Annotated in this window: 18 protein-coding genes and 2 pseudogenes; 10 read left to right on the forward strand and 10 right to left on the reverse strand. The window is 67.3% G+C overall.

Going from position 1 to position 21,546, the window contains the following annotated elements; all coding sequences use genetic code 11:
• Positions 1–97: 97 nt before the first annotated feature.
• A complete protein-coding gene (locus TVD_RS09895) occupies positions 98–730 on the reverse strand; it encodes a class I SAM-dependent methyltransferase (RefSeq protein WP_047251517.1) in 633 nt (210 codons plus the stop codon).
• Between the two features lie 372 nt (positions 731–1,102).
• Between TVD_RS09895 and TVD_RS09900 the strand changes: the two genes are divergently transcribed.
• Positions 1,103–2,839, forward strand: coding sequence for a uracil-xanthine permease family protein (locus TVD_RS09900; RefSeq protein ID WP_026331161.1), 1,737 nt, complete (start codon positions 1,103–1,105; stop codon positions 2,837–2,839).
• 28 nt (positions 2,840–2,867) lie between these two features.
• Here TVD_RS09900 and folE read toward each other — a convergent pair whose 3' ends face one another.
• Entirely contained in the window at positions 2,868–3,521 is a 654-nt protein-coding gene (folE, locus tag TVD_RS09905; RefSeq protein ID WP_018937905.1) for a GTP cyclohydrolase I FolE, read from the reverse strand.
• A 24-nt stretch (positions 3,522–3,545) separates the two neighbouring features.
• On the reverse strand, positions 3,546–4,352 hold the full coding sequence (locus TVD_RS09910) for a DUF3429 domain-containing protein (RefSeq protein WP_205622074.1): 807 nt from the start codon (positions 4,350–4,352) through the stop codon (positions 3,546–3,548).
• A 122-nt stretch (positions 4,353–4,474) separates the two neighbouring features.
• Here TVD_RS09910 and TVD_RS09915 point away from each other — a divergent pair, with 122 nt between their 5' ends.
• The 9 genes and pseudogenes from TVD_RS09915 to TVD_RS09950 all read left to right on the forward strand — a co-directional run bounded on the left by TVD_RS09915 (position 4,475) and on the right by TVD_RS09950 (position 12,500).
• The gene (locus tag TVD_RS09915) at positions 4,475–5,848 is read left to right on the forward strand and encodes an NAD(P)/FAD-dependent oxidoreductase (RefSeq protein WP_047251518.1); all 1,374 of its coding nucleotides are present in this window, start codon (positions 4,475–4,477) and stop codon (positions 5,846–5,848) included.
• Positions 5,849–6,619: a DUF1365 domain-containing protein gene (locus tag TVD_RS09920; protein WP_047251519.1), complete on the forward strand. Its 771-nt coding sequence runs from the start codon at positions 5,849–5,851 to the stop codon at positions 6,617–6,619.
• Positions 6,619–7,875, forward strand: coding sequence for an SAM-dependent methyltransferase (locus TVD_RS09925; protein ID WP_047251520.1), 1,257 nt, complete (start codon positions 6,619–6,621; stop codon positions 7,873–7,875). The genes TVD_RS09920 and TVD_RS09925 overlap by 1 nt, the downstream gene beginning before the upstream one ends.
• 1 nt (position 7,876) lies before the next feature.
• Positions 7,877–8,257 (forward strand): annotated as a pseudogene (locus tag TVD_RS14615) (MFS transporter); the annotation flags it as partial.
• Positions 8,258–8,541: 284 nt separating this feature from the next.
• Positions 8,542–9,504 (forward strand): annotated as a pseudogene (locus TVD_RS09930) (MFS transporter); the annotation flags it as partial.
• Positions 9,501–10,091 carry a chalcone isomerase family protein gene (locus TVD_RS09935; RefSeq protein WP_047251521.1) on the forward strand — a complete coding sequence of 197 codons (591 nt, stop codon included), beginning with the start codon at positions 9,501–9,503 and terminating at the stop codon, positions 10,089–10,091. The pseudogene TVD_RS09930 and the gene TVD_RS09935, both read left to right, overlap by 4 nt.
• A 348-nt stretch (positions 10,092–10,439) precedes the next feature.
• Positions 10,440–10,943, forward strand: a complete 504-nt coding sequence (locus tag TVD_RS09940) for a GNAT family N-acetyltransferase (protein ID WP_047251522.1) — start codon at positions 10,440–10,442, stop codon at positions 10,941–10,943.
• Between the two features lie 257 nt (positions 10,944–11,200).
• A complete protein-coding gene (locus tag TVD_RS09945) occupies positions 11,201–11,683 on the forward strand; it encodes a DUF7931 domain-containing protein (RefSeq protein WP_047251523.1) in 483 nt (160 codons plus the stop codon).
• Positions 11,649–12,500, forward strand: coding sequence for a secretin N-terminal domain-containing protein (locus tag TVD_RS09950; protein ID WP_047251524.1), 852 nt, complete (start codon positions 11,649–11,651; stop codon positions 12,498–12,500). Before TVD_RS09945 ends, TVD_RS09950 begins: the two co-directional genes overlap by 35 nt.
• 380 nt (positions 12,501–12,880) lie before the next feature.
• Here the strand turns inward: TVD_RS09950 and TVD_RS09955 are convergent, their stop codons facing one another.
• From TVD_RS09955 to TVD_RS09985, 7 genes are all read right to left on the reverse strand, one after another.
• Positions 12,881–13,723 (reverse strand): transposase, encoded by an 843-nt coding sequence (locus tag TVD_RS09955; RefSeq protein WP_047251525.1) that lies wholly within the window; start codon positions 13,721–13,723, stop codon positions 12,881–12,883.
• A 345-nt stretch (positions 13,724–14,068) separates the two neighbouring features.
• The gene (locus tag TVD_RS09960) at positions 14,069–15,343 is read right to left on the reverse strand and encodes a porin (RefSeq protein ID WP_156167544.1); all 1,275 of its coding nucleotides are present in this window, start codon (positions 15,341–15,343) and stop codon (positions 14,069–14,071) included.
• A gap of 887 nt (positions 15,344–16,230) precedes the next feature.
• Positions 16,231–17,418 (reverse strand): FAD-dependent monooxygenase, encoded by a 1,188-nt coding sequence (locus TVD_RS09965; RefSeq protein WP_047251527.1) that lies wholly within the window; start codon positions 17,416–17,418, stop codon positions 16,231–16,233.
• A complete protein-coding gene (locus TVD_RS09970; protein ID WP_047251528.1) occupies positions 17,415–18,677 on the reverse strand; it encodes an FAD-dependent monooxygenase in 1,263 nt (420 codons plus the stop codon). Before TVD_RS09970 ends, TVD_RS09965 begins: the two co-directional genes overlap by 4 nt.
• 427 nt (positions 18,678–19,104) lie before the next feature.
• Positions 19,105–20,433: a Xaa-Pro aminopeptidase gene (gene pepP / locus TVD_RS09975; RefSeq protein WP_047251529.1), complete on the reverse strand. Its 1,329-nt coding sequence runs from the start codon at positions 20,431–20,433 to the stop codon at positions 19,105–19,107.
• 32 nt (positions 20,434–20,465) lie between these two features.
• On the reverse strand, positions 20,466–21,071 hold the full coding sequence (locus TVD_RS09980; RefSeq protein WP_019568004.1) for a UPF0149 family protein: 606 nt from the start codon (positions 21,069–21,071) through the stop codon (positions 20,466–20,468).
• Complete coding sequence (locus tag TVD_RS09985; protein ID WP_018168504.1) at positions 21,071–21,358, reverse strand: hypothetical protein; 288 nt, start codon at positions 21,356–21,358, stop codon at positions 21,071–21,073. Before TVD_RS09985 ends, TVD_RS09980 begins: the two co-directional genes overlap by 1 nt.
• Positions 21,359–21,546: the final 188 nt, after the last annotated feature.

Below are 21,546 nucleotides of genomic sequence, written 5' to 3' on the forward strand. Positions count from 1 at the left end.
AACTGCACGAACGACGATCAGCACCGGAACTCTCGTCGCCGATCCTTCCCCTTCTTCGCGCCTGCGTGCCCTTCGTGGTGAACAAGGCCCTCGACCTTCAATCAGTCTTCCCGGCGTTGCGCCCGGCAGGAGGATCTTCGGGCGCTCGGCAGACCCGCGCGGCAAAGCGCCGCATCACGCCACGGGCCACGCGATCCTCGGGTTCGATGCAGAACCCGGCCTGCTCCACCGCGGCCTCGGTATCGCGATTGGGATGGCAACCGCCAGTGACGCAGGTCCAGGCCGGCTGCACCCGGTCCTGGGCCCGTCCCAGCAGCGGGCGGGTGTGGCGCACATGCTCCAGCATGCGCAACGCGCCGCCGTCTGCCAGCACCCGGCGCACCTCGCCCAGGGCCCGCGGCGGGTCCTGGACGCTGCAGAAAACCAGGCCGGAGACCACGCTATCGAACACCCCATCCGCAAATGGCAGCGCCTCGGCCTTCGCCACCACCAGCGGGACCGCCGGCGCACGGCGTCGCGCCCTCCGCAGCGCGGCCAGGTCCGGATCCATGCCGATCACTTGCGTCGGATCCGCGTATAGCGGCAGATCGCGCCCGGTCCCGCACCCGACCTCCAGCACCCGGCCTTCGGCGCCCTCGACAAGACGCCGTCGCCAGCGGCGCAGCCCCAGAAGATCGGCACCGGCCATCAGGCCGTCATACAGCCAGGGGATCTGTTCAAGACCGCGCATCACGCCTCCACAAAGAACCCGAAAAATGAATGAACCTCGGCGGGATCGCCGTGCCCATCTGAAAATGTGACAGCCACCACACTCTTTCAGCCGCTGGCAGGAACCTGTTTCCACACCGCCTGTCCACTTATACAAGTTGCGGAAATCATCGGCTCGTGGCAACGGCAGCCGATGACCCGCCGTTCAGATCACAACCCTCCATCACACGGGTGTCTGAACGATCTTGGGCCCGGCCATTGCGCCGGGTCTTTTTTTGTCTGGTTGCCCGTCCCCAACGACTCGCGGGCAACGCCCAACCAAAACCTCCTGGGCTCCCGACACCACGTGGCTGTTATGATTGCGCGCTTTCGCCAACCGCGCCCAGGGGGCACCGTGGCCGAAGCTTCCCAGTCGAAGATCATCTATGAGGTGGACGATCACCCGCCTCCGGTCAAATGCACAATCAGTGCGCTGCAGAGCCTGTTGTTGGTCGCACCGGCCATCATCATCGCCCCCCTGATCCTGGCCCGCGCCATCGGTCTCGATCTGGCCGCGACCCAGTGGACCGTATTCGCCGCCCTCATCGGCAGCGCGCTTGCCACACTGATTCAGGTCCGCCGCGTCGGCCCGATCGGATCGGGCTACCTGATCTTCATGGGGACCTCGACCGCCTACCTGGCCGTGGGCATCGAGGCCGCCCTGGTCGGCGGCATGGCGCTGGTCGGCACCCTTGCAGTGCTGTCGGCCCCGGTACAGTTTCTGTTCGCGCGCTATCTCGGGCTATTCCGCCGCATCATCACGCCCACCGTCAGTGGGGTCGTGATCATGCTGGTGGTGCTCGGCGTAATCCCCACCACAGCCGACATGATGCAGGGTGAAGGAGACTACGAGGGGACCTGGCGGGCGCTGGTGGTGGCCCTGTTCACACTCGGGTTCACCATTCTCGTGGCGGTCTTCGGCGGACGCCTGCTGCGGCTGTGGGCGCCCATCATGGGACTGGGCTCCGGGATCGTGGTCGCGATGATCTTCGGCGTCACGGATTTCTCGGAGGTCACCGAGGCCGCCTGGTTCGGCCTGCCGCCGCTGGAATGGCCCGGCTTTTATTTCGAGTTCTCGCCCACCTGGTTCACGCTGCTTCTGACCTTCGCGATCGTGACCCTGGTCGGAGCGGTGGAGTCCATTGGCGATACCCAGGTCGCGCAGCGCAACTCCTACCGCACCCCGCGCAAGATCGACCACGACCGCGTGCGCGGCGGGCTGTATGCGGACGGCCTGGGCAACATGATCGCCGGCAGCCTGGGCACACTGCCCAACACGACCTATGGCATTGGCGTCTCCTCGATCGAGCTGACCGGCATGGCCGCCCGCCGGGTCGGCTACTACTTCGCCGCCTTTCTCGCGCTGATCGCGCTGATTCCCAAGCTCAACATGCTGATGATCTCGCTGCCAGGCCCCGTCTTCGGCGCGTTCCTGCTCATTTTGCTGGCCCTGTTGTTCGTCGCGGGGATCCGCCTGTGCGCCCAGGACGGCCTCAACTACCAGAGCGGGCTGATCATCGGTGTCGCCTTCTCGACGGGTTTCATCTTCCAGAACGAACTGTTTTTTCACCACCTGATCCCGGAGGCGCTGAGCCCGTTTCTGAATAACGGCGTCTCCACCGGCGGCACGGTGGCGGTGGCACTCAGCATGATCTTCAACCTGCGGCCCCGCCCGCATCGACGCGCGACCTTCGAGCCCGAGGCGGATTCCCTGCCACAGGTCCATGCCATGGCGCAGGAATTCGGCGAAAGCCTGAGCCTGCCGGAAAAGCAATCGGTCAAACTGCAGATCGCCCTGGAGGAGGTCTTCATGCATCTGTCCGAGCAGGCAGCCCGCGAGCCGGGACGCAGCCGGCCGGTCGATGTACGTCTGGAACGCGAAGGCGAGACGCTGGCGGTGGAAATGATCGATCGCACCGCCGCGGCCGAGGTCGACGAGGCCGCGCTGCGCGAGGCACGCCAGTGGACGGCCAGCGACGAACAATCGCTGCGCGAGCTGGGCCTTTACCTGCTGAACAGCCTGGCGCAGGACGTTCGCCACATGCGCATGGCCGGGGTCAACTACATCTCGTTCAGCATCCCGCTGCGCTGAACGCGCCCGACGCCGCCCGGTCGGGGTTTCAGTCGCGACTGCCGCGGATGAGGTTCAGGAACTCGCGCCGGGTTCGGCCGTCCTCGCGGAAGGCGCCCAGCATCACCGAGGTCGCCATCGAGGAGTGCTGCTTCTCCACCCCGCGCATGGTCATGCACATGTGCTTGGCATCCACCACCACGCCAACCCCCTTGGCCCCCGTCACCTGCATCAGCGCCTCGGCAATCTCGCGGGTCAGGCTCTCCTGGATCTGCAGCCGCGCGGCGAACATGTCCACGATGCGGGCAATCTTCGACAGGCCGATCACCTTGCCATCGGGCAGGTAGGCGACATGCACCTTGCCAATAATCGGCAGCAGGTGATGCTCGCACAGGGAGTACAGCTCGATATCGCGCAGCAGGACCATCTCGTCGTTATCGGACGAGAACAGCGCATCATTCACGATGGTGTCCAGGTCCTGCTGGTAGCCACGCGTCAGATACTGCATGGCCTTGGCCGCGCGCATCGGCGTGTCCCGCAGGCCCTCGCGTTGCGGATTCTCGCCGAGCCCGGCGAGAATCTCGCGGTAGTGCTCGGCGAGTTGTTCCGGGGCGGCCAGCGGCTGGCCCGAGGCAGGGGTGGCCGTCGGCTCGTCGGCCATGCGGGCATCTGCGTTCATCGATGGTTCCTTGTTCTCGTTCATTCTCGCGTTCTTCCTCTTTCCTGCTCAGGCCGCGATGGTGACCGCGAGGCCGGAGGCCAGGGCCAGCATCGCGCCCACGGTCAGCATCAGGCGCAGACCGAGATAGCCACGGGGCAACGCCCGCCGCTGCAGGCTCAGCCGGTCCACCCACCACACCCCAAGAAACAGCACTGCCAACGTCATCAAGGCCTGCGGCAGCGGCTGCAGCACCGCCAGCCAGGCCAGGACGGACGGCACCACCGCCCACACCGGCGCCGAGAGCGGACCCACCCGGTGCTGCCGATCCGCCAGATAGATGCCCCAGTGGACCGCCCCCAGGAACGACAGGATCACCGCACCATAGAGCGCCAGGGCCTCCAGCGCGAAAACCTGCCATTCGGGCTGGGCCATCCAGGCCCCGATGCCGAAGAACGCGAAGGGTAGCAGCCCGGCGTACCCGAGCACCTGCAATGCAGGTGCCGGGGTATCCGGGCGCGCGCCCTCGCCGCGCGCCTGCAAGGCCCGGTGGCCCAGGTACTCGCGCAGTTCAGGGAGGCCGCCGATCACCCCTTCGCGCGTCACAAACAGCGGCAGCACCGCGGCGCCGGTGGCCTGTTGCAACGCATGGAACTGCTCACGGTTATGGGCCGAGCCCATGCCCCACTCCAGCCGCTGCCAGCGCCCCGGGGCCGTCGCCTTCAGAAGCGCCTCGGCATCCCGGAAATCCGACAGTCCGGAGGTGATGCCCACGATCTCGTGGGTCGTCAGTGCATCGCGCACCTCTGCCGGCCACTCGGGGGCGCCCACTTGCGCCTGGTTATCTGTGTTCACGATCCGCGTCTCCCGCTGCACCTGTTTCGCGGTATACCGCCCTCCTATTGGAAGCCGGGGAACTTTTTACCGCCACCATTTACAAAGATTGTACAGTTATTGTATAAGATGTACATCGCCCTGCGGCCCGGAGATCCACCACCATGCAACGCTCGCGCATCGCCGTCATCGGCGGAGGCATCGCCGGCCTGTCCGCCGCCTGGATTCTGCAGACCCGGCACCAGGTCCAACTGTTCGAAGCGGAACCGGAGCTCGGCGGCCATGCCCATACGGTGGAGGTACCCGATCCGCAGGGCCACACGGCCATCGACACCGGCTTCGTGGTCTACAACGAGCGCAACTACCCCCTGCTCACCCGCCTGTTCACGGAACTCGACGTCCCCACCCAGGATACGGACATGTCCTTCGGCTACTCGCGCCAGCCCGCGGGCGTCGAGTATGCCGGCTCCGATCTGAACACCCTGTTCGCGCAGCGCCGCAACCTGGTGCGCCCGACCTTCCTGCGTATGGCGCGCGATATCCTGCGCTTCAACCGCCTGGGCAAGGGCCTGTTCGAGCGTGGCGAAAGCCCGGAGGGCACGCTCGGCGCGTTCCTCGCCCGACACCGACTGGGCCGCGGCTTCACCGAGGACTACCTGCTGCCGATGGCGGCCGCGATCTGGTCCTGCCCGCCCGAGGAGATCCGCGAGTTCCCGGCCGCCAGTTTCCTGCAGTTCTTCCACAACCACGGCCTGCTGGATCTGCGTGATCGCCCGCAGTGGCGCACGGTGGTCGGCGGCAGCCGCGAGTACGTCCAGCGGCTCGCGGAGCGCCTGGAACCCGGCAGCGTGATTCACCAACCGGTGCGCGCAGTGATCCCCGATGCCGACCGGTGGCGGGTCCTGACCCACGATCAGGCAGCGGGGTTCGACGCGGTCGTGTTCGCCTGCCACGCCAACACCGCGCGCTGGCTGCTGAACAAGGCCGACCCGGCGCGCGAGCGTCTGCTCGCCGCCTGCCGCTTCCAGCCCAACCGCGCGGTACTGCACAGCGACCCGGCGCTGATGCCCCGCTCGCGCCGCGTGTGGTCCTCCTGGAACTATCTCTCCGGGCGCTCCACCCAGGCGCGCGACAGCGTCTCGGTCTCCTACTGGATGAACCGCCTGCATCGCCTGGAACGGCGCCAGGACTACATCATCAGCCTGAACCCCTGGCGCGAGCCGCACCCGAACCACGTGCTCGGTGAACAGCACTGGGAACATCCCGTCATGGATACCCCGGCGGACAAGGCTCGCCAGCGCCTCGCGGCCACCCAGGGCGAGAACAACCTGTACTTCGCAGGTGCGTGGATGGGCTATGGCTTCCACGAGGACGGGCTGCGCTCGGCCGTTTCCATCGGGCGATCGCTGGGCATCGAACCGCCCTGGTCCTGCCCTGCGCACCCCCCCATGCAGACCGCCCGCCAACCGGGCTCCGCCATTCACGGCGGCGCAGCGGCACCGGCGCACGCGCCGCCTGCGCAATCCCGGAGCGCGTGAATGGACGCCGCCCTGGTCCATGGCACGGTGCTGCACCAGCGGTTCTTTCCGCAGCAATATCGCTTTCGCTACCCGGTAACCAGCGCGCTGTTCGATATCGATCGCCTGGCGGAGACCACCCGGCGCTGCCGTCTGTTCTCGCTGAATCGCTTCAACCTGTTCAGCCTGCGCACCCGGGACCACGGCCCACGCGACGGGCGCCCCTGGCGCCCGTGGATCGAGGCCCACCTGGCCGAACACGCCATCGACCTGGCCGGTGGCCCGATTCACCTACTGACCATGCCGCGCGTCCTCGGGCACGCCTTTAACCCGCTCAGTGTCTGGTACGCCCGGCATGCCGACGGCGAACTGCGCGCCATCCTGCTGGAGGTGCGCAACACCTTCGGCGAGCACCACCACTACCTGCTGCACAAGAACGGCGCCCCCATGGCCCTCCCCGTGCGCCAGGAAAAGAACAAGGCCTTCCACGTCTCACCGTTCATCGACATGCACGCGCGCTACGCCTTCACCCTGACGCCGCCACGCCTGCAGTCCGGCGCATCGCTGCGCATCGCGATCAACGAATACCAGGACCAGGAGCTGATGCTGGTCGCCACCCAACACGGCCGGCTGCGCCCGTTCAGCGACCGCGCGCTGCTGGCTGCCTTCCTGAAAAAGCCCTGGATGACCCTCAAGATCCTGCCGCTGATTCACTGGCAGGCCATCCGGATCTGGTGGCGTGGCGGGCGCTATCACCCGCGGCCCGCACCCCCCGCACAGGAGATTGACTAATGGCCCTCGACCACCTCGACACCCGCCAGGAACACACGACCCGGGCGGACTGGGCCCTGCGCCTGATTGCCCGCTCCCTGAAGGACATCGACACCGGGCAGGTCACCCTGATCGGCCCTTCGGGTGACCGCGTAACCCTGCGTGGACGCAAGGCAGGCGTCGAGGCGGTATGGCACTTCCGCCGCCCGTGGCGGGCCATCCTGCGCCTGCTGCGCCACGGCGATATCGGCTTCGCCGAGGGGTTCATCAGTGGCGACTGGATCACCCCCGACCTGCAGACCCTGCTGCGCTTCGCCACCGACAACGAACAGGCCCTGGCGCCGATGGCCGAGCGCCCGACATGGCAGCGCGCCATCGACCGCATGCGCCACTGGATGCACCGCAACAGTCGCCGCGGAAGCCGCGCCAATATTCGCTTCCACTACGATCTCGGCAACGACTTCTACAACCTGTGGCTGGACCGCACGATGAGCTATTCATCGGCACTGTTCACCCGCGGCGACGAGGCCCTGGAACAGGCCCAGGCGCAGAAGTACACGCGCCTGCTGGATCAGTTGAACGCCGAGCCCGGCGCGCACATCCTGGAGATCGGCTGCGGCTGGGGCGGCTTTGCCGAGATGGCGGCGCAGCGCGGCTACCGCGTCACCGGCGTGACCCTCTCGCAGGAGCAGCTCGACTATGCCCGCGCCCGCATCGAACGCGCCGGCCTGAGCGACCGCGTGGAGCTGCGTCTGCAGGACTATCGCGATCTGCAGGGCACCTTTGATCACGTGGTCTCGATCGAGATGTTCGAGGCCGTGGGCGAGCAGTGGTGGCCGACCTTTTTCGCCAAGGTACGCGACTGCCTGCGCCCGGGCGGGCGCGCGGCGCTGCAGGTCATCACCATCGCCGAGCACGCCTTCGAGTACTACCGCCGCAACGCCGACTTCATCCAGCTCTACATCTTCCCCGGCGGCATGCTGCCCTCGGTCCCGCGCTTCAACGCGGAGGCCGAGCGCGCCGGGCTCACGGTCGAGGACCAGGCCCTGTTCGGCGAGGACTACGCGCGCACGCTGCGCCACTGGCACCGGGAGGTCCGCCAGGCGGAGCCGGTGATCGAGGCGCTGGGCTATTCGCAGTCGTTCCTGCGCATGTGGCGCTACTACCTGGCCTATTGCGAGGTCGGCTTCGACACCGCCCGCGTGAACCTGATGCAGGCGGTTCTGCAAAGCCCCGTCCAGCCCGCCGCGCCGGGCGACGACCCCGTGACCCGATGAAGTGAACACCCTTCGCTGGCCGCGGCTGTTGGCCTACGGCGGCCTGGGCATGCCCCTGGCCGTCCTCGGCCTGCCGCTGTATGTCTTCCTGCCCGCCCACTATGCCGAGCACACCGGCCTCGGCGTTACCCTGGTCGGCGTCTTCCTGCTGCTGGCACGGCTGCTGGACGTCGTCACCGACCCGCTCATCGGGCATCTGTCCGACCGCATCCCCGGCGCCTGGCGGCGGCGCGCGGTCATGCTTGCAGGCGTCCCGTTGCTGCTGATTGCCGCGCCCTTCCTGTTCCGCCCGCCGGCGGATGCCGGCGCCTGGTATCTGCTGCTCTTCAGCACCCTGGTCTACCTCGGCTGGACACTGGTCGCCCTGCCCTATGCCGCCTGGGGAAACACTGATCAATGTGCATGTTCGCGCTCGAGTCGCTTTTGCGTGCGAACAAGGCGCGGCGACTGCCGTGCAGTCACTCTGCACAAGGGAGCCGCAACGCCGTGCGCGCGCAAAAGCGGCCGAGCCCCGTCTTTCAATGGCTTGTGGGGTTGGTGCCCCATGTTCCCCGATCCTGCGTTGCGGCCCTTGCCGGTAGAACCACTACCGGCTGCGCACCGCGCCTGGTCTCGGAAAACATGGGACACCAACGCGAACATGCACATTGATCAGTGTTTCCCCAGGGTGCCGAGCTCTCCGGCGACTACCACGAGCGCTCGCGCATCACCGCCGCGCGCGAGGGCTTTGTCGTACTGGGCACGGTGACGGCCGCCGCGCTCCCCGCGGTCCTGGGCCTGCAGGACGATGCCGGCGCGGCGCTGGCCACCCTTGCAGTCCTGCTGTGGGTACTACTGCCGATCGCCTTCGTCGTCCTGCTCTGGCGGGTGCCGGAGCGCCCGGGGCGCCTGGCGCCGGTGCCCTGGCGCTCCGGCTGGATCCTGCTGCGGTCCAACCAGCCGTTCCGCCGCCTGGTCCTCGCCTGGGTCCTGAACGGCACCGCCAACGCCATCCCGGCCACCCTGTTCCTGCTGTTCATCACCCACGTGCTGGAGGCCCCCGGCCACGCCGGCCCACTGCTGCTGGTCTACTTCGCCACCGGCATCCTCGCGCTGCCCCTGTGGCTGCGCCTCGCCCGCCGGCTGCCCAAGCACCGGGTGTGGACGCTCTCGATGCTGCTGGCATCGGCCTTCTTCATCTGGGTCCCGTTCCTCGGTTCCGGCGATGTACTCGCGTTCTACGCCATCACCGTATTGACCGTGCTCAGCCTCGGTGTGGACCTGGCGCTGCCGGCCGCGATGCAGGCCGACGTGATCGACCAGGACACCGCCGACGGCGGCGGCGAGCGCGCCGGACTGTTCTTCGGGCTGTGGGGCATGGCCACCAAGCTGGCCCTGGCCCTGGCCGTCGGCATCAGCTTCCCGTTGCTGGGGCTGGCCGGCTTCTCGGCCGACGGTGGCAACGGCCCCACCGCCCTGCTCGTGCTGGCGCTGGCCTACGCCGGCCTCCCGGTCCTGTTCAAGCTCGCGGCGATGGGCCTGATCTGGCGCTTCCCCATCGACGCCGCCGCCCAGCACGCCCTGCGCGAACGCATCCACGCGCGCGAACACGCCGCACCTTCAGCCCAACCCGGAGGAACCACCCCATGAATACCCACGCCACCCGCCGCGGGACCCTGCTCGCATCCCTGCTGCTGCTTGCACTGTTCCTGACCGTCGCACCCGCCAGCGCCACGACCGAGATCGATGGCGTCCGCTTTGCCGACTCGGTCACCATCGACGACACGACCGTCCCGCTACGCGCCGGGCGGCTCTATCGCTACACCATCTTTCGCGTCTACGTCGGCGCGTTCTACGTCCCGGAAGACGTCGCTCCGGACGATGTACTGACGGCCGACGTGCCCAAGCGCCTGGAACTGGAATACCTGCGCGCCATCAGCGCCGACGACTTCCGCAAGAGCGGGAACCGCCTGCTCGAAGACCAGCAGAGCCCGGAAGCCCTTGCGGCCCTATCCGACCGACTCGAGACCTTCAACGCCGCCTACCGCGACATGGAGTCCGGCGACCGCTACGCGCTCGAATACCGCCCGGGCCGCGGCACGCGGTTGCTGCAGAACGGCACACCCCTGGTGGAGGTGCCCGGCCGTGACTTCGCCGAGGCCTACTTCGGAATCTGGCTGCACCCGGAGGAACCCCTGTCGCAGCGCTTCCGCGATACCCTGATCGGCCAACGCTGAACTCACGCATCCCGCGCGCCCTCAACCCGGCCATCATTCACACCCCGTGCCTTAGCCCCGTCATCGCGAGGCACGAAGCGCCGCGGCGATCTCTACGGCCTGCCACCGGCCGCTCCCATGGATTGCCGCGCTACGCTCGCAATGACGGCGACGCGTTCCCCTCGATCCGGGGCAAAACACCCACGCAGACCTCGATCCGCGAAACCCTTCACAGGAACATTCCTTCAACCTGGACTAGACTCTTCCGTCCGGGACCCAGCGCCAGGAAGGCCGGCGAGCCCCTCATCAATCCGTCGCCACGCGGACGGACAGGAGCTCTCCCTCACAGTGTTCCGGAGGAGGATTGCCATGCAACATCGCATCACCTTCCGGGAGGCCACCTGGCCTGCCGACGCCGAAGCACTGTCCCTGGTTCGCTGCGAGGTTTTCGTCGAGGAGCAGGACGTGCCCGAGGCCCTGGAGTTCGACGGTCTGGACGCCGCCGCCCTGCACTGGCTGGCCATCGGGCCAGGGGACGAACCGGTCGGCACCCTGCGCATGCTCCCCTCCGGCCAGATCGGCCGCATGGCCGTGCGCAAACCCTGGCGCGGGCACGGCATCGGCTCGCGCCTGCTGGACTGCGCCCTCCTGGCCGCCGCCCGCCACGGCTGGCGCGAGGTCTGGCTGAACGCCCAGAACAGCCGCATCGGCTTCTATGCGCGCCACGACTTCTTCGTCATCAGTGACACCTTCGAGGACGCCGGCATCCCGCACCGCCGCATGCTCCACCGCATCCACAGCCCGGTCCCGCAGCCCCACCAACCGTGGAGCCGCCCGAACCCCGGTCTGTCCGCGAATCCGCTATATCCATAACCGTAGGGTGCGTTGAGCCCTGCGAAACGCACCGTTCACCTCGGGGCACATGCGCCATGATGCGTTTTGCTACGCTCATCGGCATCCTGCGAGGGATTCTGTGGGAGCGTGCTTGCCCGCGAATCGACCTGCCAAGATGCTCGCGAGGCCAGCAGGGTCCCGGAGCCACCGGCGAAACCACCCGCCTACCCACAGATGCGAACCCACCCGCACTCGCCTATCCTGAGAAGAGCACCCAGCACCCGAGCGAGGCGCCGATGACCACCCCCGAACGCGACCCGACCCTGATCGACGCCGAGGCCCTGTTGGCCGAACTCCTGGCCGCCACCCGCCGGCGCCTCTGGCTCCACGCCCGTGTGTCCCTCCTGGCCGAGATCGCGGGCACCGACCTCGGGGCCGAGATCGCGGGCATCGCCCGCCGTCATCGCCACACCGACATCCGCCTGCTGGTGGACGACGACTTCGCCCTGAAGGACCAACTCCCGAGCCTGGTCGAGAGCATCAAGCGCCTGCCCAGCGCCGTCTCGGTGCGCCGGCTGGAGGCCACGGAGGAAAGCCCGCTGACCGTCACCGCCATGGCCGACCACAGCGGCTGGATGCAACTGACCCAGGCCGGCGGGCGCCGCGTCCTGCGCGGCGACGTCGAGGACCGTCCCGGCACCCAGCGCGCGGTCCAGGACTTCGAAGCGCACTGGAGCCTGAGCGATGAGGCCGTCGAACTCCGCCGCCTCCTCGTCTGATCTGCATCTCATGGCAAACCGCCGTCAACTCCTGCGGACCGCCCTTGCGCTAGGCGCCAGCACACTGCTACCCGGCGTCGCGGCGGCACGGGAGACCCATGCCGAGGTCGCCGTCCTGCCGCTGCAGCACCGCCCGGCCCACAGTCTGCTGCCCGAACTCCAGCCCCTGTTCGGCGATACCGCCACCCTGCGCGGCGATGGCTTCCGCCTGCTGGTGCGCGCCGACGCCCGTACCCTCCAGCAGATCCGCGAGCTCGTCGCCGAACTCGATACACCGGTTCAGGACCTCATTCTCTCCGTGCGCCGCCACAGCGACGCCCCGCGTACCGAACGCGGCAGCGGTTTCGAGTTCGAGAGCGGCCCCGACGGTACCGAAGGGCGCATCACCACCCAGCGCCTGCGCACCACGCGGCGCGACGATCAGACCCAGCACCTGCGCCTGCGCGAAGGCACCGATGCCATCATCCTGGTCGGCGAGACCCGCACCGCCGGCTTCCGCATCATCCACGGCCGCGCCGGTGTCGGCGTCGAACCTCTCCTGCAGGACACCGCTCGCGGCTTCCGCGTGCGCCCCCAGGTCCAGCCCGACGGCCGGGTGCGCGTGGCCATCTCCCAGCTCCACGAACGCCCGCTCGCGCGTGGCGCCGTGGACCGCGACGCCGTCGACACCCAGCTCACTCTGGAGCCCGGCGCCTGGCATACCCTCGGCGGCGTCCACAGCGAAACCGCCACAACCGAGCGCGGCCTCGCCTCCCGCCGCACCACCCGCGACCGCGACACCCTCACCCTCGAACTCCGCGTCGATCCGGTCCGTTAGCCAACCCCCTATGATGCGATTCGCTTCGCTCATCGGCATCCTACGGCATAGGGGTTGCCGCGTAGGGTGCGTTGAGCCCCGCGAAACGCACCTTCAATTGCGGGGCATCGACCACCCAACGGGCAGGCCAACGGTCTGGCGCGCTTCCACACCGGAGTGATACAGTTGTTTAAACAATGTCTATACATTATGTGGATGCAGCCATGGCCGAGTGTGCACAGTGGGGTCAGATCTTGCCTTTTGCCCCACCAGACACAATCCAGTGTGCACAGTGGGGTCAGATCTTGCCTTTGTGCACAGTGGGGTCAGATCTTGCCTTTTGCCCCACCAGACACAATCCGGCTGATCCGCGAGTAATGCAGCCCGTGTGCACAGTGGGGTCAGATCTTGCCTTTTGCCCCACCAGACACAATCCGGCTGATCCGCGAGTAATGCAGCCCGAAGTAATCGCCAATCGCCTTCAGCGTATAGCCACCGCTCGACCATGCGAGAGTGATTGCCTCGTCCCGTGAATGCCGGTCGGCCAGATACTCCAGCCTTGGAGCTGGCGGGCGCGCGGGTCGGCCAACCACCTCGTCGAGATCTTCGGGGATTCGGTTCCGATGCCGTTCCACAAACGCCTCGGAGCCCAGAAAGAGCTGATCGCTCAGCCCTTCCCAGGGAGAACGCATGTGCACGCCCTGACGGACGAACTCCCCGTACGCGGATGCCCGCGACAGGGTATCGCCCGCACCGAATAGCGCCAGAATTTGGTCTACGGCCAGCCATCCCGGTGCCGCATCCAGGCAGCGGGTCGCGCGATAGCTGCTCCATTGCCATTCTTCGGCATCCAGGACCAAATGGGCACGGACGGGATTCAGATCAATGTAACGGCACAGTTCCAGCAGATAGGCCTCTCGCTCCACCAGAATCGCTTTATACCGCCCCTGGAACACATGCCCCACTCGACCATGTCGGCGATTGAAGTTCTGGGTATATACCCCATTCAGCCACTGCATACCGCGTGACAAATTGGCATCCGGGGTTTCTACCAGAAGATGGTAGTGGTTACCCATCAGGCAGTAGGCATACAACGTCCAGTTGTACCGTTCCACCGCCCTCCCCAGGCGTTCGAGAAACGTCCGACGATCTACGTCATCCAGCACAATCCAGCCTCGCCGATCACCCCGCGCCGTCACGTGGTACACCGCTCCTGGATACTCCAGTCGCAAAGGTCGCGCCATCCCTGCTCTCCTGTTTTCGTCCATGAAAACCATACGAAACGATTATCGCCATCCCCGGTAAAGCAATCCTATCAGCCACAGATATTCATAATAGCTGGGGAGCAAAAGGCAAGATCTGACCCCATGGCGCAAAAGGCAAGATCTGACCTCATGGCGTAGACCCCATGGCGTACACATGGCGTACACGATCCCGCCTAACGCACATCCATAACGCGCTCGGGGTCTACCTTCGGATTCAGCCGGCACCTGGAACCTGATAGCCAGACACAAAAAAAGGCGCTGGACTTGCGTCCAGCGCCTCAATGGACCCGGCAGAGCCGGATCGGTGCGATTCAGGACCGCGTCTTAGAAGTCGAAACGCGCACCAGCCGAGACCTTGATCTGGTCGTCGCCGATGTTCGAATCCAGGTCCATGTGCTGCAGACCCGCGTAGACCCGGAACGCGCTATTGAGGCGATGTACCACCGCGCCCGTAACAGTCGTCACATCCTGATCACTGGAATCGGCGTCCAGGTGGCCAAAGGACAGCACGAAGTTGTTGCGACCCATGCTGTACGTACCCACGAGATAGTGATGCTTGTGGGCATCGGTCACGGTCATGTGATTGCCAACGCCCATGGCGTGGTCAATGCGGGCGGCACCACCACCACTGCTCAGGATGCCGATGTCTTCATACTGGTAGGCGACGGAGAAGGGACCATCGGACCAACGGCCACCAACCTTCCAGTTGACGTCATCATCGTTGGGAGCGGTGCTGAACGGTTCGTCAAGCTTGGTGTAGGCCGCAATGAGCTCAAATGCGCCCAAATCAACGTGCGCGCCCAGCGCGAAGTCGCCCATCTGAAGGTCGGTGCCATCTCCCTGACGGCCAGGAGCATTATTGTCGCTGAAACCGGTCTGGGCGGTCAGGGTCACCGGACCGAGTTGCGGGCTCTTGTACTGAATACCCTTGTCGACAAAGGAGTTGGTACCGAAATTACCGCCAGCCATGCCACCCGTCCGGCGGGCTTGCAGTTCGGTGGTGACCAACGGATCCCAACCTGTACCACCATGCTGCTTGTGCACGGAATGGAAGGAGCCGATCGCAATCTGACCAAAGTCACCATCCATACCGATGTGGCTCTGGCGACGCCCCAGGCCACTGCCGCCAAGGTGCGGGGATGCGGACCACTCGAAGCGGGCGAAGGCGTTCATGCCGTTGCCCAGGTCGGTACTGGAGCGCACACCGATACGGGTACGGCCCTGATCGGTCATGTCTTCTTCATTGTCCAGGTTATCGTAATTCCAGTGCGTCAGACCGGCGTGCATCTGGCCGTACAGGGTGGTGCTGGTTTCGGCCGAGGCGAGGGCCGGGATTGCGAAGGCGCCGGCAACGGCGACTGCGAGAATCTGTTTTTTCATGTTGCGTATCTCCCAGGAGAGGTATGTGTTCGTTTTCACGCCTGCATCCACGGTCGATGCCGCGAATGACAGGTGTTTTATATACACCACGGTGTCTCTTTTCAACCCCTCGGCGAGAAAAAATTGCCACAGTAGCGTGGCAAACGTGACCCAGGGCGGCTTTCGAAAGATCAACCGCTTGCGGGAACAGGCTACAGAAAGGCGCGAGATGTATCGCAACCTTCTGAATCGGCGGGTCCATTAGCATTACCTTGCCTTTTCGGTGCCGAGCAAGGCGATGGCTGGATCAGGTTTTACTTATTTTTTCGCGATTTGCTCCATACGGGCATTTTGCATGGCCCCGCAGGCCGATGGATACTGTGTTGCGTACGTTGTTTTTTTGCAACGCGGTCGTTTTCAGCCAGTCACGTGAGGCGGATGTTGCGGAAACGCGACAGGGGAATGGGTTGCGGGAACGCCCTCGGGAGGAGGCCAGTCTGCACCGATCACGCTTTGACGGAGCTTCGTGGCCAGGGCCGTTCCTACGCTGGGCTTGCGTGTGGTTGATGCGCCGGGGTTCGTCCGGATATCCCGGCTCTTCGCTTCGCTCCGGCCGGGATGACGGGGTGGCGAACCGCGACTGGGATGACAGGGGTGGCGAAGCGCAGCCGGGATGACGATGTGCAGGAATCGTCTCGGGTTCTCTTCGAGCAAGGCGCCTCGGCCACCCGCCGCCGTCATCCCGGAAACCGCACAGCGGTTATCCGGGATCTCGCACGTTCGGGGAACCCCAATGCCTGGAGATCCCGGCTCTTCGCTGCGCTACGGCCGGGATGACCGGGTTGAATGGACCGCCGTGCGGAGAGGACTCGGCGTGCGGGCAGGATGACCGGGCGTGGTGGGGATATGGCGGTGTGCCAGAGGTCGATGAGGACGTGGCGCTGACGCCATGATGCGGTTCGCTGCGCTCAGCGCATCCTACGGTCGGACTCCCTGTCCGGCATTTGCGGGGCTTCGCGGGCAAGCCCGCTCCCACAGGGGCGGGTCCTGCTCCTTCCGTGGCGTCGATGTGATGGGCGAAGCGAATCGCATCACCCCGGGCCTGATTACGACGGATCCGGAAAGACCTAGTCGAGGCCGAAAGCCCGCAGGGCGAGGCGTCGCTTGAGGGGGGTGGCCTGATCGACCAGGCGAATGCCGAGACCGCGTAGTTCCGGGAGGCCGGCGGCGTGGGTGCCGAAGACGAGGCGGAAGCCGTCCATGGCGCGCTGCATGAAGGCGTTCTCGCTGCGGCGGTCGCGGGTGTAGGCGCGCAGGACGGTCTCCGCCCCCGGGTCGCGGCGGGCGGGGCCGTGCAGGCGCTCGACCAGGGCGCGGGCGTCGGCCAGGCCGAGGTTCAGGCCCTGCCCGGCCAGCGGGTGGATGGTGTGGGCGGCATCCCCGGCCAGGGCCACGCGGCCGGCGTGGTAGTCGCGGGCGTGGCGGGCTACCAGCGGGAAGCTGGCGCGCTTGGAGGTGGCGGTGATCGTCCCCAGGCGGTGGTCGATCACGGCCTCCAGGGCCCGGCAGAAGCCGGCGTCGTCCAGCGCCAGCGTGTCGGCGGCCTGGTGTTCGGGCTGGGACCAGACGATGGAGCTACGCCCGTCCGCCAGCGGCAGGAAGGCAATGATCTGGTCGTCGACGAAGCGCTGCCAGGCGGTGTCCTCATGCGGGCGCTCGGTGGTCACGGTCGCGACCACGCCGCGGGCGTGGTAGTCCTGCTCGCGCACCGGGATGCCCATGCGGGTGCGCAGGGGCGATTGCGCGCCATCGGCCGCGACCACCAGACGGGCGGAGGCCAGCGGCACATGTTGCGGGCCGTAGAGATCCACCCGATCCGGCCGAATATCGAGGCTCTTCCATTCCGTTTCCGGCCACAGGGCCACGCCAGCGGCCTCCAGCTCGGTCCACAGCGCGGCCTCCAGGGCGGCGTGCTCCACGGTCCAGCCCAGCGCCGGCACGCCCAGCTCGTCGGCGTCGAAGCGGATATGCCCGGGGCCGTGGCCATCCCATACGGCCATGCCGGAGAAGGCATGGGCGCGGCGCGCCTCGAGGGCGTCCTGCACCCCCAGACGGGCCAGGAACTCCATGGAGGCGATGTTGAGCGTGGCGACGCGCGTCACCGGGGTCGCGTCGCTGAAGGTGGGCGCGGCAGCGCGCTCCAGCAGCCCGACGCGCAGGCCCTGGCGGGCCGCGGCCAGCGCGATGGCACCACCAACCGCGCCGGCGCCCACCACCAGCAGGTCCAGCACGTCGCGGGAACCGGACGCGCTCATGCCCCGCCCCCTGCGTCCGGCCGGGCGAGATGGCGTGCGGTATGGCGCGGCAGCGGGCCAAGGCCCATCGCCGCCTGTGCCAGGCGGTCACGCGCCGGACGCAGGCGGTCGACGGCCATCATCCCGCTGCCCAGCGCATGCCCGCGCAGACCTGCCGCGTGCAGCATGCCGCGGGCAAGGAAGTCGGTCGCCGCCACCACGCCGTTCACGTCACCGCGCCGGGCCCGGGCATAGGCGGCAAGGGTTGCGGGTGCGCCGGGGTCGGCGACAAAGCCGGGCGCCCCGCCCTGCCCGCGCCCCTCGCGCAGCGCCCCCAGCAGGCTCGCCACGTCGCGCAGGGCGAGATTCAACCCCTGCCCGGCCACCGGGTGCACCGCATGCGCGGCATTGCCCAGCAGCAGCGCGCGGTCCGCGACCGGCTCCGGGGCATGCACCCGCTCCAGCGGGAAGCGCACCACGCGGCCCGCCGGGCGCAGCCGACCCAGGGTCCAGCCGAAGCGGGCCTGCAGCTCGCGCAGGCGTTCGACCTCGTCCAGTTCCAGGCGGCGCTCGCAGGTCTCCGGCGGGGCCACCCAGACGACGTTCATCCGGCCATCCGCCTGCGGCAGCAGCGCCAGCGGGCCCTCGTCGGTGAAGCGTTCGAAGGCCTGGCCGTTGTGCGGCCGCGCGGGCAGGACATCGAAGACCAGGGCATCCGCGGCGTATCGCAGGCGGTTCACCGGCAGGCCCAGGGCCTTGCGGGTCGGCGACTGGATGCCGTCGGCGGCCAGGATCAGGCGCGCGGCCCAGGCGCTCTCGCCTTCGGCGCCGTGGATGCGCAGTGCGCGCTGGCCGTCCGTCACCTCGCCCACGCCCGCCAGCGTCGAGTGGTGGCGCACGTCCACGCCGGCGTCACGGCAGGCCGCATCCAGCATGGGCTCCAGCGCGACGGCCGGCACCACCTGGCCGAGGGCGTGGCGGCCGTGATCGGCCGCGTTCAGGTGGACGCGCCCCAGGCCACCGCGGCGGCTGACGACAATGGAACGGATCGCGGTCGCCCGTTCGGCCAGCGGCGCCCAGTAGCCCAGATCGTCAAGGAACTGCACGGAGCCGGCCGCCAGGGCATAGCCGCGGGTGTCATTCGCGTGGGCGTCCGGCGCCGGCGGTGCGCCGCGCTCGAACAGCGTGACCGCGTAGCCCGCCCGCGCCAGGGTGCAGGCGGCGAGGCCACCCACCGGCCCGCCGCCAACGATGGCGATATCGCAGGTGTTCGTCGTCATACCACACCCCGGGCGGGTAGCCCCGACGCCGCTTTCGCGGGCAAGCCCGCCCCCACAAGACCTGCACCACCCATCGCAGGATTCCGGTGCGTAGGATGCTGATGAGCGGAGCGAATCGCATCATCGGGCGCGCGGCCCCGGGGTGAGCGGTGCGTTTCACAAAGCTCAACGGACCCTACGGTTCTGGGCGGCCGGTGGTGCGTTGTCCGCTCCCCTTTCCCATGCATGCCCGCTCCCGCAAGACCGGTACCACCCATCACGTGATGTCGATTCGTAGGATGCTGATGAGCGCAGCGAATCGCATCACGAAGTGCGTGATCCCGCGATGGCCGGTGCGTTTCGCAGAGCTCAACGCACCCTACGGTTCTGGGCAGGCCCGCTCCCACTGGGGGCTGGTCCGGCACTGGGTGATGGCGGGCGGGCATGGTCAGTTCCAGCCCGGGAGGTCGCCGCCCATGCAGGCCTCGATGTCGGCGACGGTCTTGGGGCAGTGCGCGGTCAGGACCTCGTGGCCGTCGCGGGTGACGGCCACGTCGTCCTCGATGCGCACGCCGATACCGCGCAGCTCCTTCGGTGCCTCGCTGTAGGGCCCGAAGTAGAGCCCGGGCTCCACGGTCATCACCATGCCCGGCTCGAGCTGGCGCCAGGCGTCGCCGACGCGATAGTCGCCGACGTCGTGCACGTCCAGCCCCAGCCAGTGGCCGGTGCGGTGCATGTAGAACGGGCGGTAGGCCTGGTCGCGGATCAGCTTGTCCAGGCGGCCCTTGAGCACCCCCAGCTCCTTGAGCCCGCGGGTCAACTCGCGTACGGCGGCTACATGCGGGGTGTCCCAGTCGTTGCCGGGGCGGACCTGCTCGATCGCGGCGAGCTGGGCGGCCAGCACGCACTCGTAGACCTCGCGCTGGCGCTCGCCGAAGCGCCCGGAGACCGGGAAGGTACGGGTGATATCCGAGGCGTAGCCCTGCACCTCGCAGCCGGCGTCGATCAGGAGCAGGTCGCCGTCATTCAGCGCGGCGCGGTTCTCGATGTAGTGCAGGATGCAGCCGTTTTCGCCACCGCCGACGATGGAGGGGTACGCGGTCTCGGTCCCGTAGCGGTGGAACTCGTGCAGCAGCTCCGCCTCCACCGCGAACTCGGTCAGGCCCGGCCGGCAGGCCTGCATCGCGCGCACATGCGCCTGGGTAGAGATGGCCGCGGCATGGCGCATCAGCTTCAGCTCCGGTGCCTTCTTGAACAGCCGCTGCTCGTGCAGGTGGTGCTCCACCGCAACGAACTCGTGCGGCGCGCGCACGCCGTTGCGGGCCTTGGCCCGGACCTGGTTGACCCAGCCGAACAGGCGCTGGTCCAGGGGCTCGTCGCGTCCGAACGGCGCGGCCAGCACTGCGCGGTTCTCCATCAGCCCCGGCAGGATCTCGTCGATGTCCTCGATCGGGAAGGCGCACTCGGCCCCATACGTCTCCATCGCGCCGTCCGGCCCCGCGCGCCGCCCTTGCCAGGTCTCCTGGGTGGGGTCGCGGTCGCGGCAGAACAGGATGTACTCGCCGGCCGGGCGGCCCGGCACCAGCACCGCCACTGCATCCGCCTCGGGGAAGCCGGTCAGGTAGAGGAAGTCGCTGTCCTGACGGAAGGGATATTCGACGTCCCGGTTGCGGGTGCGCTCGTGGGCGGCCGGAACGACGATAATCGAGTCCGGCCCGATCGCCCGCATCAGCCGCTGGCGGCGCCGGGCAAACTCGCCCTGCGGGATCTCCGGCATCCGGCCCGGCCGGGGGGCTTGTCGCGTTCGCGTCATTGCATCGGGATCCGTTTCGGGTCGTCCGGGGCCAGCTCGTCGGCGATCAGCAACACGCCCACGCGCACGTATTCGTTGAGTTCCTCGAAGGCCGCCGCGTTGTCCTCGTCATCGTCCGGCTCCAGCTCGATGCGAGCAATCTCGGCGAAGTCGCGCAGGATCTCGCTGGCCTCGGCCGAGGGCTTGAGCTTGGCCAAACGGGGTGTCTGCCCGAGCCCGGCGATGAAGCCGTCCACCCACTCCGACAGGGCCTGAGCCTGCGCCTCGATGGCGTCGTCCTCCGGCAACAGCGGACCGAAACCCAGCTCCACGTCGTAGAGCTGCGCCAGCAGCGCGCGGCGGATCGCCTCCACGGTCTTGTCGAAGCGCTCTCCGGCGCCTTCGGTCAGTGGCAGTGCCTCGCCCAGGCTCAGTTCCAGGGCATCCACATCCGAACCCGGATCGGCTACCAGGCATCCGGTGAACAGCCCGTGGGCCGAAGCCGGCGTCTGCGCATAGCCCATGCTGCGCAGCCCGTGTTCGAGCTGCTCGCGCAGGGCCTCGGGGTCGCGCTCCAGGCCGTCCAGGGACTTGGCGTTTCCGGTGCCCGGTGAATGCGTCATCAGAAGGACTCCAGCCGCGCTTCGTAGGGGAACAGCAGGAAGCGGTAGAGATCGTCCCCCACCTGCAGATGGGTGAACTGCGGCTCGCCCAGCTTGATCGCGCTGGAGCCGGTGGAGGACAGCATGTTGAGACCGAAACGTTTGTCCTCGATCAAGGCGTTCAACAGCTGCTCCAGCTCCGGACGCGGCACAGTGCCCGTATTGTCGACAATCCGGCACGGCTTTCCGTTATGGGCCGTACCCTCGATCACGGTAGCGTCGGGGCCGGGTTCGGGTGGCTGGGTCATGGGCGACAACACTTGATGGCTAGGGGATTGCACGTATTGTGGCCAGCGCGGGTGCCAGGCCGCAACAAACCCCGGAATGCCTGGTGCACGAACGCGTACATTGACCGGCGTCTCCCTGTGAGTCACGCAAGTTGACGCTTCGCTCGAACGCCTCCTAGACTCCAGAGATTAATCGACTCGCGGCGAAA

Origin of the sequence: Thioalkalivibrio versutus, from assembly GCF_001020955.1 — a bacterium.
In the GTDB taxonomy this organism is placed as follows: domain Bacteria; phylum Pseudomonadota; class Gammaproteobacteria; order Ectothiorhodospirales; family Ectothiorhodospiraceae; genus Thioalkalivibrio; species Thioalkalivibrio versutus.

What these genes read in the sequence shown, in the direction of transcription:
- TVD_RS09895 (WP_047251517.1), bottom strand. Translation starts at nt 730, where the DNA reads ATGCGCGGTCTTGAACAGATCCCCTGGCTGTATGACGGCCTGATGGCC.
- folE (WP_018937905.1), bottom strand. Translation starts at nt 3,521, where the DNA reads ATGAACGAGAACAAGGAACCATCGATGAACGCAGATGCCCGCATGGCC.
- TVD_RS09915 (WP_047251518.1), top strand. Translation starts at nt 4,475, where the DNA reads ATGCAACGCTCGCGCATCGCCGTCATCGGCGGAGGCATCGCCGGCCTG.
- TVD_RS09920 (WP_047251519.1), top strand. Translation starts at nt 5,849, where the DNA reads ATGGACGCCGCCCTGGTCCATGGCACGGTGCTGCACCAGCGGTTCTTT.
- TVD_RS09925 (WP_047251520.1), top strand. Translation starts at nt 6,619, where the DNA reads ATGGCCCTCGACCACCTCGACACCCGCCAGGAACACACGACCCGGGCG.
- TVD_RS09935 (WP_047251521.1), top strand. Translation starts at nt 9,501, where the DNA reads ATGAATACCCACGCCACCCGCCGCGGGACCCTGCTCGCATCCCTGCTG.
- TVD_RS09940 (WP_047251522.1), top strand. Translation starts at nt 10,440, where the DNA reads ATGCAACATCGCATCACCTTCCGGGAGGCCACCTGGCCTGCCGACGCC.
- TVD_RS09945 (WP_047251523.1), top strand. Translation starts at nt 11,201, where the DNA reads ATGACCACCCCCGAACGCGACCCGACCCTGATCGACGCCGAGGCCCTG.
- TVD_RS09950 (WP_047251524.1), top strand. Translation starts at nt 11,649, where the DNA reads ATGAGGCCGTCGAACTCCGCCGCCTCCTCGTCTGATCTGCATCTCATG.
- TVD_RS09955 (WP_047251525.1), bottom strand. Translation starts at nt 13,723, where the DNA reads ATGGCGCGACCTTTGCGACTGGAGTATCCAGGAGCGGTGTACCACGTG.
- TVD_RS09965 (WP_047251527.1), bottom strand. Translation starts at nt 17,418, where the DNA reads ATGAGCGCGTCCGGTTCCCGCGACGTGCTGGACCTGCTGGTGGTGGGC.
- TVD_RS09970 (WP_047251528.1), bottom strand. Translation starts at nt 18,677, where the DNA reads ATGACGACGAACACCTGCGATATCGCCATCGTTGGCGGCGGGCCGGTG.
- pepP (WP_047251529.1), bottom strand. Translation starts at nt 20,433, where the DNA reads ATGCCGGAGATCCCGCAGGGCGAGTTTGCCCGGCGCCGCCAGCGGCTG.
- TVD_RS09980 (WP_019568004.1), bottom strand. Translation starts at nt 21,071, where the DNA reads ATGACGCATTCACCGGGCACCGGAAACGCCAAGTCCCTGGACGGCCTG.
- TVD_RS09985 (WP_018168504.1), bottom strand. Translation starts at nt 21,358, where the DNA reads ATGACCCAGCCACCCGAACCCGGCCCCGACGCTACCGTGATCGAGGGT.